This is a genomic window from Pseudomonas sp. H3_C08 (genome assembly GCF_054669455.1).
Window position 1 is genome coordinate 2,571,391 of the sequence record NZ_CP162803.1, and the last position, 14,225, is coordinate 2,585,615.

2 protein-coding genes (1 of these 2 running past the window's edge) are annotated in these 14,225 nt (G+C 63.7%); both read right to left on the reverse strand.

Going from position 1 to position 14,225, the window contains the following annotated elements; all coding sequences use genetic code 11:
* A protein-coding gene (locus AB4N74_RS11795) for a non-ribosomal peptide synthase/polyketide synthase (RefSeq protein WP_460100315.1) crosses the window boundary here: on the reverse strand, window positions 1-1,189 show its 5' end (the start). It extends 16,655 nt beyond the left edge of the window; the window shows 1,189 of its 17,844 coding nt (coding positions 1-1,189); the start codon lies at window positions 1,187-1,189; its stop codon lies beyond the left edge, outside the window.
* Window positions 1,186-14,202, reverse strand: coding sequence for an amino acid adenylation domain-containing protein (locus AB4N74_RS11800; RefSeq protein WP_460100318.1), 13,017 nt, complete (start codon window positions 14,200-14,202; stop codon window positions 1,186-1,188). The genes AB4N74_RS11795 and AB4N74_RS11800 overlap by 4 nt, the downstream gene beginning before the upstream one ends.
* Window positions 14,203-14,225: the final 23 nt, after the last annotated feature.

Here is a 14,225-nt window from a genome sequence, read left to right on the forward strand (position 1 = left end):
TGTTGATGAAAATCCCCAGCGCCCGCTCGGTGGCTTCGGCACCTTGCATACGGCCCATCAGCACCGTACCGAACACGACGTTTTGTTTGCCGGTGAGCACCGCCAGTACCTGCGCCCAGCCCAGATGAAACAGGCTCGCGACACTCACGCCAAGCTGCCGCGCCTGTGCGCGCAAACGCTGGCCGAGCAATGGGTTGACCGGCAGGCTCAGCTCGGCGATACCGAGGCCGTCACCCTGCACGTCCTGCAAACCGTAGGGCAGGGTCGGCTCGGCTATGTCGCCGAGCATCTCGCGAAAAAAAACCTCGTGTTCGGCTTCGCTGATGCCCAGTCGCGCTTGCGCCACGTAATTGCGAAACGGCACCGGACGCCCGAGCGATTGAGCCTGGCCAGTGAGGCAGGCGAGCAGTTCGTGACGCACCACGTCGAGCGCCGAGTGGTCCAGCGCCATGTGATGGAACAACAACGTCGCGACCACCCGCTGACCGCCCTCATCCCACGCGTAGGCCAGACGCATCATCGGCGCGCACCGGACGTCCAGACGGAAATGCCGCGCATCGAAACGTTCGTGCAGTTGCTGCAGCGCATCACTTGCGCCGTCTCCCAGCACGATCTCCTCCATCGGCAACGGTGCCTGACGCCAGACCACTTGCAGCGGCACGTCCAGCCCTTCCCAATGCACCGCAGTACGCAAGATGTCGTGGCGATCGATGACCTTTTGCAAGGCTTGAGCGAAGTCCTGCAGACGCTCGCGGCTGCTGAACGCAAAGTACGATTGCATGACGTACGGATCGCCCTGCTCGTTGCTCGCGTGGTGATAGAGGATGCCTTCCTGCAACGGCGCCAGTGGGTAGATGTCCTGCACATTGGCGGCGCCGCCTGGTACCTCGGCGAGCAAGCGGTCGAGGGTCGCCTGATCCACGTCAGCCAGGGTCACCATCGCTGGCGTGATGCGCGTGGTGCCGGGGAGGATGCCGTTGGCCGGAACGTCGATCTGGCCGACGCGGGTGGCCGAGTATTGGCCGGCCTTGATCAGTTCGATCAGCGCCGGTTTGTGCTCGCGCAGCGCGGCCAGCAGCGCCGGATCGCTCAACGCCTGTTTGTTGCCGTTGACGCGCAATTGCTCATCGGTCACCGCCAACTGAATGTCTTTTGTCTTCAGGGTTGCCAACAGTTCGAGCACATTCACAGGACGATCTCCATTCTTTCCGTAATTGCGGCGTAGCCGGCCAGGGTCGGTTGTTCGAACAACGCCCTGACATCGGCTTCCATGCCTTCCTGACGTAACCGGCCGATCAGACTGACCGCCAGTAATGAGTGACCACCCAGTTCAAAGAAATGGTCGTGACGCCCTACCCGCTCGACGTTAAGCAGCTCGGCCCAGAGCCGTGCCAGGGTGATTTCGACGTCGCCGACCGGGGCTTCGTATTCGCGGATTTTCAGCGATTGCTGATCCGGCGCCGGCAGCGCCTTGCGGTCGAGCTTGCCGTTGGGACTCAGCGGCAAACTATCGAGATGCACAAACACCGTAGGCACCATGTAATCCGGCAAGTGCTCGAGCAGTTGACTGCGCAGTAGGTCGATTTCCAGGCGTTCGCCGGTGTAATACGCGACCAGACGTTTGTCGCCGGGCACGTCTTCGCGGGCGACCACCACCGCCTCCTGCACAGCTTCGATCCGGGCAATGCCGGCCTGAATTTCGCCCAGTTCGATACGCAAGCCACGGATCTTCACCTGATCGTCGTTACGCCCCAGGTATTCGATGTTGCCGTCCGCCAGATAGCGGGCGACGTCACCAGTGCGATACATCCGCCCGTTGGCCTGGAACGGATCGTCGAGGAAGCGCTCGGCACTCAGCTCAGGTCGGTTCAGATAACCGCGCGCCACCTGCACGCCAGCGATGTACAGCTCGCCGATCACGCCTTGCGGCACGGGTTGCTGTTGCGCATCAAGGATGTACATGCGGGTGTTGGCGATCGGTTTGCCAATTGGCGTGTTGTCCGGGGTCTGCTCGATCGTTCCCGCGCAGTCCCACGCGGTGACATCGACGGCGGCTTCGGTCGGGCCGTACAGGTTATGCAACGCGCTGCCCGGCAATTGCAGTTTGAAACGCCGCACCACACGGCCCGGCAACGCCTCGCCGCTGCACATTACCTGCCGCACGCTGTCGCAGCGTGTGGTGTCGCTGTTGGCGAGGAACACATCGAGCATCGACGGCACAAAGTGCAGCGTGGTGATGTGTTCGCGCTCGATCACTTCGCTCAGGTACTGCGGATCCTTGTGCCCGCCGGGCTGCGCCATGACCAGGCGCGCGCCGGTCATCAGCGGCCAGAAGAACTCCCATACCGAGACGTCAAAACTGAATGGGGTTTTCTGCAACACCGAATCGGCAGCGGTCAGGCGATAGGCGTCCTGCATCCACAGCAAGCGGTTGACCACCCCGGCATGCTCGTTGACCACGCCTTTGGGTTGGCCGGTGGAGCCGGAGGTGTAGATCACGTAGGCGCTGTGCTGTGGTGTCAACGTCGGGATTTGCGGATTTTCGGCGGACAAGGAGTGCCAACTGTTCTGATCAAGATCGACCACTGCCGCTGTGATATCTCCCAGCAACTCGCTGGTAGCCCCGTGCACCAGCACCACGGCCGGCGCGCTGTCCTCGAGCATGTAGGCCAGACGCTCCGGCGGATAGGCCGGATCGAGCGGCACATAACCAGCGCCGGCCTTGTTGATTGCCAGCAGGCCGATGACCATTTCCAGGCTGCGCTCGACGCAGATCGCCACCCGCGAATCCACTTGCACGCCGAGACTGAGCAAGTGTCCGGCCAGGCGGTTGGCGCGTTCGTTCAACTGCGTGTAGCTCAATGCCTGTTCGCCGGCGACGACGGCCACAGCCTGCGGCGTACGCTGCACCTGCGCTTCGAACAAGCCGTGCAGCGTCTGCTGCAAATCGTAATCGACGTCCGTGGCATTGAGGCCGAACAGCAACGCCTGCCGCTCCTCGTCCGGCAACACCGTCAGGCGATTCAACGCTTGCTGCGGTGTGTGCTCCAAGGCTTCAACCAGCGCAGTCAGCGCGTTCTCCATGTACTGGCCGAGACGTGCCGCACCGATGCGCGAAGGGGTCATCACCGTCAGTTCAAAACCGCTGCCCAGATCGTCGACGTTGAGGGTCAACGGGTAGTTGGTGCGCTCCTCGCCAGCAAGGGATTGGATGCCCTGCCAGGCCTCACGCTTGGTAGTTTGCTGAGCTTCGCTGTCGCTATGGCGGTAATTGAGCATCGCGCTGAACAGTGGTGACGGCGCCGCGACACCGCTGCAACGCTGGGCCAATGCCAGCGAAGCATGTTCGTGAGCCAACAGCGCACTGAGCCGCGCATGCGTGGCCTTGACCCCGGCGCGCACATCGGTTTCGTCGACATCCACGCGCAATGGCAAGGTGTTGATGAACATGCCCAGCCCGCGATCTGCGCCCGCGCCGCCCTGCATGCGGCCCAGCAGCACCGTGCCGAAGACAACGCGCTCCTGAGCCGACGTTGCCGCCAGCACCTGCGCCCAGGCGAGATGAAACAGACTGGCGACGCTGACGCCGAGCAAGCGCGCCTGACTGCGCAAACGCTGCGCCACCGAGGCAGGCAGTGGCTGGCAGACTTCCTCGATGTCATTCCCGTCGCCATGCACATCCTGCAAACCGAACGGCAGTGTCGGCTCGTCGATGTCGCCGAGCATCTCGCGGAAGAACGCTTCGTGCTCTTGTTCGCTGACGCCGAGGCGGGTTTGCGCGACATAATTGCGGTATGGCACGGCGGATACAGGCAGTCGCTCATCGCCCTGCAAAATCGCCTGCATTTCTGCGCTGACCACCGCCAGCGCGGTGTGGTCCATGGCAATGTGATGGAACAACAGCATGGCGACGACACGCTGATTGTCCGGATCGAGGGCATACACCAAACGCAGCAACGGTGCCTGATCAAGTTCCAGACGCCAGTGCCGCGCATCGAAGCGTGCACGTAGTTGATCGATGGCTTCGCCCTGCGCGGGTTCCAGCGCCACCACTTGGACCGGCAACTCCGCACGGCGCCAGACCACTTGTACCGGCGCCGCCAAGCCTTGCCAGACAATCGATGTGCGCAGGATATCGTGGCGCGTCATGACCTGACGCAACGCCGCCGCGAACCCTTGAAACCGTTCAATGCTGTCGAACGCCAGACACGATTGCAGCAGGTACGGATCGCCCTGAGCCGCACTGAGGTGGTGATACAGAATCCCTTCCTGCAACGGTGCCAGCGGGTAAATGTCCTGCACGTTGGCCGCGCCGCCCGGCACCGTGGCGACGATGCGCTCGATACTGGCCTGATCCAGTTGCACCAGCGTCAGCATGTCCGCAGTGATGTGCGTGCAATCGGCAGGAATCAGATTGTCCGGCACGGCGACCTCGCGGCCACTGCCCACCGCCGCCGCCAGCGCGGCCAGGGTCGGTTGGCTGAACAGCACACGCACGTCGGTGCTCAGATCGACCTGACGCATGCGCTCGATCAGCGTCACCGCCAGTAATGAATGCCCGCCCAGTTCGAAGAAGTTGTCGTGACGGCCGATCTGTTCGACCTTGAGGACGTCCGACCAGATCTGCGCCAAGGCGATTTCCACCGAACCTTGTGGCGCGGCATATTCGCGGCTCAGCCACGCCGTTTGATCCGGTTCTGGCAACGCCTTGCGGTCGAGTTTGCCATTGGCGGTCAGCGGCAGTGCTGGCAGGCGCACGTAAGCGGCAGGCACCAGGGCTTGCGGCAACTGCGCTTGCAAATGACTGCGCAAATCCTCGATCTCGACGTTCAGGCGTTCGGTAAACCACGCCAGCAACTGGCCGTCGCGCACCAACACCACGCAATCCTGCACAGCCTCGTGAGCGCTCAACGCCGCTTCGATTTCGCCCAATTCGATGCGCACGCCGCGCAGTTTGACCTGATCATCGTTGCGCCCCAGGTATTCGACGTTGCCGTCAGCCAGCCAGCGTGCGAGGTCGCCGGTGCGGTACATGCGCGCCTGCGGTTCATCGCTGAACGGATCGTCGAGGAAGCGTTCGGCAGTCAGCTCGGGGCGATGCAGATAACCGCGCGCCACGCCGGCACCGCCGACATACAACTCGCCAGCAACGCCAACCGGTACGGGGCGCTGCTGGTCATCGAGCAGGTAAATCTTCGCGTTGGCCATCGGCCGACCGATATGCAGCACCTGCCCGGCCTCGACCGCGCCGCAGGTGGCAACCACCGTAGCTTCGGTCGGGCCGTAGTTGTTGATCACCGCGAACGTCTGCTGACGCGGGAACTGGCGCAATTTGTCGCCACCGATCAGCAGCGTGCGCAAGGTCGGGTGGCCGAGGTCACGACTGAAGGCGTATTCGGCGACAGGCGTGGGCAGGAAACTCACCTGCAACGGCTGCGCGCGCCACCACGCCAGCAATTCGTCGAGGTGCTCGTTGCTCACCGATTGCGGTGGCAGATGCACGGTCGCGCCGATGCACAGCGCTGGCCAGACCTCCCACGCCATGGCATCGAAACCAAACCCGGCGACACTCGACGTGTGACTGCCCGCGTGCAGGTCAAAGGCGCCGTTGTGCCAGTGCACGAGGTTTTCCAGCGTCGCGTGTTCGACCATCACGCCTTTCGGCTGGCCGGTGGAGCCCGAGGTGTAGATCACGTAGGCCAGATGCGCCGGGGTCAGCGTCGGCACCTGCGGATTGCGGTCCGGCAGATGCGCCCAGTCAAGGCGATCGAGATCGATCACAGACGCAGCACCGAGCAAATCACGCGTCGAAGCCTCGGCCAGAACCGCCAACGGCGCGCTGTCCTCAAGCAAGTAGGCAATGCGTTCCGCCGGATAGGCCGGGTCGACCGGCACATAACCGGCGCCGGACTTGAGGATCGCCAGCAGCGCCACCAGCATCTGCGGGCTGCGCCGCACGCACACGGCGATGCGGTCGTCAGGCTGCACGCCAAGGCTGAGCAGATGGTGAGCCAGGCGGTTGGCGCGTTGATTGAGCTGGCCATAGGTCAACGCTTGCCCGCCCTGCACCACCGCCAGCGCCTCCGCCCGTTGTGCCGCCTGAGTCTCGACCAGCGCATGAAGGGTTGCGCCACGGCGAAACGCGACGGCACTCCGATTGAAATCGACCAGCAGTCGCGTCTGCTCCGGCAGCGACAGAATCGGTAGCTGATTGAGTGGCATTTGGGGCTGCTGCTCCAGCGCTTGCACCAGTTGCTCCAGTGCGGTGTGCATGTAACTGCAGATCCGCTGCGCACCGATCTCGGCGAGCGCCAGCACGTCCAAGGCAAAACCGTCGCCCAGATCATCCACCGACAGGGTCAGCGGATAGTTGCTGCGCTCCTCGCCACCGAGCATGCGCACGCCTTGCCAGATCCCCTGGCCGTCGCGCGGCTGTTGTGCGGCGGCGCTGTGCCGGTAATTGAGCAAGGCGCTGAACAGCGGCGCCGAACCCGGCATGCCGCTGCAGCGTTGAGCCAGCGCCAGTGACGCGTGTTCATGAGCGAGCAGCGCCGTCAGCCGCGCGTGGGTGGTTTTCACCCCGGCGCGCACACTTTCAGCGAGCCCCACCCGCAGCGGCAGGGTGTTGATAAACACCCCCAACGTGCGGTCGGCGCCCTCACCGCCCTGCATGCGCCCCATCAACACGGTGCCGAAGACCACGTCGCGACGGCCGGAAACGACGCCCAACACTTGCGCCCAGGCCATGTGCATCAGGCTCGCCGGGCTGACGCCCAACTGCCGCGCCTGTTCACGCAGACGCCGATTGAGCGCGGCATCCACCGCTTGCAGCGCTTCTTCGATGCCACGCCCGTCGCCCTGAACATCCTGCAGACCGAAGGGCAAAGTCGGCTCGTCGATGTCGCCGAGCATCTCGCGGAAGAACGCCTCATGTTCCTGCTCATCGGCGCCGAGGCGTGCCTGCGCCACGTAATTGCGGTACGGCATCGGCGGCGTCAGCGTGTCGAGCTGATCGAACATCAACGCATGCATTTCCCGGCCGATCACGTCCATGGCGGTGTGGTCGAGAATCGAGTGATGGAACAGCACGATGGCGACGACTTGCTGTTGCGCCGGATCCTCGGCGTAGACCATGCGGATCAACGGAGCTTGATTGAGGTCGAGGCGGAAATGCCGGGCATCAAAACGCGCGTGCAGCTGTTCGAGAATGTCTCCGTCCTGCGGATCCGGCAGCACTTGTTGCACGACCATCTGCGCCGTGCGCCAGACCACCTGATGCGGGCTCGGCAAGCCTTCCCAGACCACGCTGGTGCGCAAGATGTCGTGACGGGCGATGACCTGCTGCAAGTGCTCGGCGAAGCTGTGCAGACGTTCAAGGCTGTCGAAGGCCAGACGCGATTGCAGCAGGTACGGATCGCCCTGTTCGGCACTGAGGTGGTGATAAAGAATGCCTTCCTGCAACGGTGCCAGCGGATAGATATCCTGCACATTCGCAGCACCGCCCGGCACCGTCGCGACGATACGATCAATGCTGGCCTGATCCAGCGTGGTCAGGGTCAGCATGTCCGGGGTGATGTGCGTGCAATCGGCCGCAATCAGATTGGCCGGCACTGCGATTTCCCGGCCACTGCCCAAGGCCCGCGCCAGCGCGGCCAGGCTCGGTTGGTTGAACAGCACGCGCACATCGGCGCTCAGACCGGCCTGACGCATGCGCTCGATCAGGCTCACCGCCAACAGCGAATGGCCGCCGAGTTCGAAGAAATTGTCGTGACGGCCGATCTGCTCGATGTTGAGGACGTCGGCCCAGATCTGCGCCAGCGCCATTTCGACCGGGCCTTGTGGCGCTTCATATTCACGGCTGAGCCACGCGTCCTGATCCGGTTCGGGCAAGGCCTTGCGGTCGAGTTTGCCGTGAGCCGTGAGCGGCAGGCTGTCCAGTCGCACGTAAGCGGCCGGGACCAAAGTGTCCGGCAGCCGCGCGTGCAGATACTGATGCAAATCGCCGATCTCGACAGACTCGATGGCGGTAAACCAGGCGACCAGACGGCCGTCGCGCACAAGCACCACGCATTCGCGGACCGCATCATGTGCGCTCAGCGCCGCTTCGATTTCCCCGAGTTCTATACGCACGCCGCGCAGTTTTACCTGATCATCGTTACGCCCCAGGTATTCGATATTGCCGTCCGCCAGCCAGCGCGCCAGGTCGCCGGTGCGGTACATCCGCGCATGCGGTTCATCGCTGAACGGGTCGTCAAGGAATTGTGCTGAGGTCAGTTCCGGACGATTCAGATAGCCGCGCGCAACCCCGGCGCCGCCGACATACAACTCGCCTTGCACACCGGTCGGCACTGGTTGTTGCTGACGGTCCAGCAAATAGACTTTGGCATTGGCAATCGGCCGGCCTATGTGCAAAACCCGCCCGGGTTCGATGCGCCCGGACGTCGCCACCACCGTGGCTTCGGTCGGGCCATAGTTGTTGATCACATCGAACGTCTGATCTCGCGGGAACTGGCGCAATTTATCGCCACCGATCAGCAATGTGCGCAGGGTCGGATGACCCAATTCACGACTGAAGGCATATTCGGCCACCGGGGTTGGCAGAAAGCTCACCTGCAACGGCTGCGCGCGCCACCATTCGAGCAGTTCATCAAGATGTTCGTTTTTGATCGAAGACGGTGGCAGATGCACGGTCGCGCCAACGCACAACGCCGGCCAGACTTCCCAGGCCATGGCATCGAAACCGCAACCGGCGACGCTGGCGGTGTGGCTGCCGGCATGCAGATCGAAGGCTTCGGCGTGCCAGTGCACGAGGTTTTCCAGGGTGCGGTGCTCGACCATCACGCCTTTCGGCTGCCCGGTGGAACCGGAGGTGTAGATCACGTAGGCCAGATTCGCCGGGGCCAGCCTCGACAGCGCTGGGTCGGTGTCAGGCAAGTGCTGCCAGTCGCCGGCATCCAGATCGATCACGGGAACAACGCCAAGCAGCTCGCGCGTCGACGCCTGCGCCAGCACCGCGATCGGGTCGCTGTCCTGCAACAGGTAGGCGATGCGCTCTGCCGGGTAATCCGCATCGATCGGCACGTAACCGGCGCCGGCCTTGAGAATCGCCAACAGCGCAACCAGCATGTCCGGGCCGCGACGCAGGCACAGCGCGACACGGTCGTCGACTTGCACGCCGAGACCAATCAGGTGATGGGCGAGACGATTGGCGCGCTGATTCAGTTCGCGGTAGCTGAACTGTTGCTCGCCCTGCACCACCGCCAGCGCCTCGGGGTGCGCCGCCACTTGCGCTGCGAACAGGCGCGGCACGGTCTGCGCCGGCGGGTATTCACGACCGCTGATGTTGAAGCCGACCAGCACGCGCTGCCGCTCACTCGGCGACACGATCGACAGTTGCTGCAACGGTGCCTGCGACGTGTACTCCAGTGCCGTGACCAGACTGTGCAACGCGGTTTGCAAGAAATCGCAGACCCGCGCGCCGTCCACCTGTGGCACAGCTTGCACGCTCACGCGGAAGCCTTCGCCGAGGTCGTCGACGCTGACCACTAACGGATAATTGCTGCGCTCGCGGGAGCTGAGAATCTGCACGCCGTCCCACGCTACAGCGGCCGACTCGGGCGCGCTGTGGCGGTAGTTGAGCAAAGTGCTGAACAGCGCCTGCGCACCGCTAACACCACTGCAACGCTGGGCCAGTGCCAGCGAGGCTTGCTCGTGGCCGAGCAATTGCGCCAGACGCGCATGGGTTCCCCGCACCCCGCTCTCCACCGAATCAGCCCCGACGCTGACGCGCAGCGGCAAGGTGTTGATGAACATGCCCAACGCCCGATCTGCGCCTTCGCCGCCCTGCATGCGCCCGAGCAATACCGTGCCGAACACCACGTCCTGCTGGCCGGACACCTGCGCCAACACCTGAGCCCAGGCCTGATGCACCAGACTGGCCACACTGACACCGAGCCGCCGCGCCTGCTCACGCAGACGTTTACCGAGGTCGGCATCGAGTTCGGAATGACTGTCGAGAATGTCGCTGCCGTCGCCGTGCACGTCCTGCAGACCGAAGGCCACGGTCGGCTCGTCGATATCGCCAAGCATCTCGCGGAAGAACGCCTCATGGGCCTGATCATCAACGCCGAGCCGCGCCTGGGCGACAAAGTGGCGGTATTGCACCGGCGGCGGCAGATCCTCGCTGCGGCCAAGCATGACGTCATTCATTTCCGCGACCAGCACGTCCAGTGCGGTGTGGTCGAGGACGATATGGTGCATCAGGAGAATGCCGATCCAGCGCTGGTTTGGCTGATCTTCGGTGTAGACAAAACGCATCAGCGGCGCGCGATTGAGGTCCAGACGATAGTGGCGTGGATCGAAACGCGCCTGCATCTGTTCCAGCACATCGCCGTCGAGTTCGTCGGCATCGACGCGTTCCAGCGCCAGCGGCGCCTCGCGCCAGACCACTTGTACCGCCTCTTCAAGCCCCTCCCAGAAGATGCCGGTGCGCAGAATGTCGTGGCGCGCGATCACGCCGTTCAAGGCGCGAACGAAGGTTTTGATCTGCGCCAGACCGTCGAAGGCAAATTGCGCCTGCAACACATACGGATCACCGGCACTGGTTGCCAGATGATGATAGAGAATCCCTGCCTGCAAAGGCGCCAGGCCATAGATATCCTGCACATTGGCGCTGCCGCCCGGCACGCTGGCAACGACACGGTCGATCGCGGCTTGATCGAGATTGCTCAGCGGCAGCATGGCCGGGGTGATGCGCATACAACCCGGCTCGATCAGGTTGTCGGGAACGACGATGCCGCGTTCGCTGCTCAAGGTCGCCGCCAGCGCGGCCACACTCGGCTGACCGAACAGCACGCGCACATCACAGTGCAGATCCTGTTGGCGCATGCGTTCGATCAGCTTCACTGCCAGCAGCGAATGACCGCCGAGCTCGAAGAAATTGTCATGGCGGCCGACCTGCTCGACACCAAGCAATGTCTGCCAGAGACCAGCGATCAGATTCTCTACCGCTCCGACCGGCGCTTCGAAACCGCGCCGCGCGAATGCATCGCTGTCCGGTGCCGGCAAGGCTTTGCGGTCGAGCTTGCCGTTGGTGGTCAGCGGGAAGGCTTCCAGGCGCACGAAGGCGCTCGGCACCATGTAGTCAGCCAACCCCGCCAACAGCTGATCACGCAATTGCACCACATCCGGCGCCGCACCTTCATCGGCCAGCCAGTACGCGACCAGACGCTGATCGCCGGGGCTGTCCTCACGGGCGATGACCACGGCTTCGCGCACGCCTTCGCAACTAGACAGACGTGCCTCGATCTCGCCCAGCTCAATGCGGAAACCGCGAATTTTTACTTGATCGTCATTGCGACCGAGGTATTCGAGGCTGCCATCCGCAGCCCAGCGCGCAAGGTCTCCGGTTTTGTACAGCCGCGCATCGACATTTTCAGTGAACGGATCATTGATAAAACGCTCGGCAGTCAATGCTTCACGATTCAGATAACCGCGCGCCACCCCGGCCCCGCCGACGTACAACTCGCCGACCACGCCGACCGGAACCGGTTCGCGCTGAGCATCGAGGATATACAGTTGCAGATCGGGAATGCGCACGCCAATCGGGCTGACGCCGAGCAACTGCGCGTCGGCGGCTTGCAGCGGCCGATAGGTCACGTGCACGGTGGTTTCGGTGATGCCGTACATGTTCACCAACCGCGTGCCGGCATTGCCGACCCGCGCATACCACGGCTTGAGCAAGCCCGGTTCCAGCGCTTCGCCGCCGAACACCACTTCCCGCAACGAGTGTTGCAGCTGACTGCGGCCCTGCGCGGCGATCAGTTGGCGGAAGGCGCTCGGCGTCTGGTTGAGTACGGTCACGCCGGTCTGGCAGAGCAATGCATAGCAGTCGTCCGGCGAACGGCTGACGGCTTGCGGGATCAGCAGCAATTGCCCGCCGAACGCCAGCGCGGCCCAGATTTCCCAGACCGAGAAGTCGAACGCGAAGGAATGGAACAACACCCCGATGTCTTGCGGGTTGAACTGGAACCAATCGTGGGTGGCGGAAAACAGCCGCGCGACGTTGCGGTGCTCGACCATCACGCCTTTGGGTAAACCGGTGGAACCGGAGGTGTAGATCACGTACGCCAGATGCGCCGGGGTCAGCTCGGGGATCTGCGGGTTGCTGTCGAGTTCGGCCTTGAGGTGAGCGCTGTCGAGGTCGATCTGCGGCACTTCGAGAGCGGCCACGCGCTCGCGCGTCGCCGCCTGCATCAGCACCGCTGCCGGGGCGCTGTCCTGCAAGGTGAAGCTGATTCTGTCGGGCGGATAGGCCGGATCGATCGGCACGTAACCGGCGCCGGCCTTGAGCACACCAAGCAGGCCGATGATCATTGGCGCGCCACGCTCGACGCAGATCGCCACGCGGTCGTCGGGACGAATGTTCAGGGCCAGCAGATGATGCGCCACCTGGTTGGCACGGCGGTTGAGTTCGCCGTAACTGAGGGTTTGTCCGTCGAATATCAGCGCCGTGGCCTCAGGCTGGGCCTGGGCATGGGTTTCGAATTGCTGGTGAATCAACAGGGTTTCCGGGAACTGTGCCAGCGGCGAATTGACGCCGTACAGCAAGTGTTCGCGTTCGCTGGCCGGGAGGATGCGCAGCGTTTGCAGCGGCACATCGGCGCTGGCTTGCAAGGCTGCGAGCAGACTTTCCAACGCCGTGTTCAGGTACGCGGCCATGCGCTCGGCCCCCAGCGCTGCATCCGCCAGCGCGGTGATGCGCAAATCGGCGCCGAGGTCATCGATGTTGATGGTCAGCGGATAGTTGGTGCGCTCGCGGGCACCCAACACATGCACACCGGGGGCGATGTCGATCACCTCCGCCACTTCCTCAACGCTGCTGTGTCGGTAGTTGAGGATCGCGCTGAACAGCGGCGTCGGCACCGCAACGGCGCTGCAGCGTTGCGCCAGGGCTAGCGAAGCCTGCTCGTGCGCCAGCAGCGCGGTCAGGCGCCGATGGGTCGCCAGCACGCCGGCGCGCACGCTTTGCTCGCCAACATCAACGCGCAGCGGCAAAGTGTTGATGAACATGCCCAACGCCTGCTCACCGCCCTCGCCCGCGTCCATCCGCCCCAGCAGCACGGTGCCGAACACCACCGCCGTGCGCCCGGACAATTGCCCGAGCACCCGCGCCAGCGCCAGATGCGTCAGGCTCGCGACGCTGACGCCGAGCTGCCGCGCCTGCTCGCGCAACTGCCGGCTCAAGCGGCTGTCGAGCATCAGCGAGGCTTCCTCGATGGCGTGGCCATCGCCCTGCACATCCTGCAAACCACAGGGCAGCGTCGGCTCGTCGATATCCGCGAGCATGTCGCGGAAAAACGCTTCCTGCGCCTGCTCGTTACCAGCATTGCGTGCCCTGGCCAAGTGATCGCGATACGGCACAGCGGCAGGCACTTGCGCGGTCTGCCCGAGTAGACAGGCCTGGATTTCCCGACGCAGCACATCCAGCGCCACGTGATCCATGATCATGTGATGAAACAGCAACAGCGCGACCACGCGGCCCTGCGCGGGATCCTGCGCATACACCAGACGCAGCAAAGGCGCTTGCTGCATGTCGAGACGGAAGTGCTGCGGGTCGTGGCGTGCGAGCAGTTGCGTGAGCACGTCGGCGCCACTGTCGACGGGGACTTCCTCACACACCAGCGGCGCCTCGCGCCAGACCACTTGCAGCGCCTCGTCGAGGTATTCCCAGACGAACGAGGTGCGCAGGATGTCGTGACGGTTTACCACCCAGCGCAGCGCGTCGGCGAAGGCATCCAGCCGTTCCTGGCTGTCGAATACGAAGCGCGCCTGCGAGATGTAAGGGTCACCGGCAGCGGCCGAGAGGTGGTGATAGAGCATGCCTTCCTGCAACGCGGACAACGGATAGATGTCCTGCACGTTGGCGGCGCCACCCGGCACCGTGGCGACGATGCCGTTGAGGGCATCCTGCTGCAGATCCACCAGCGGCAGCATGTCCGGGGTGATGCGAAAGGCCGGGCTCAGCCAGTCGCCGCCGTGTTGGGCGACCAGCTCCAGCAGTTGCGCCTTGTGCGCCGCGAGGCTGTCCCACAACGCGTCATCCAGCGCGTCGTCGCTGCCCAGAATGACCAGGTCTTCATCTTCCTGTTGAAGGCGGATCGCACGGGTGGAAATGGCAGCCATCAGTTCGCTGAAATGCATGAGGTAACCTGCTGTAAATACGA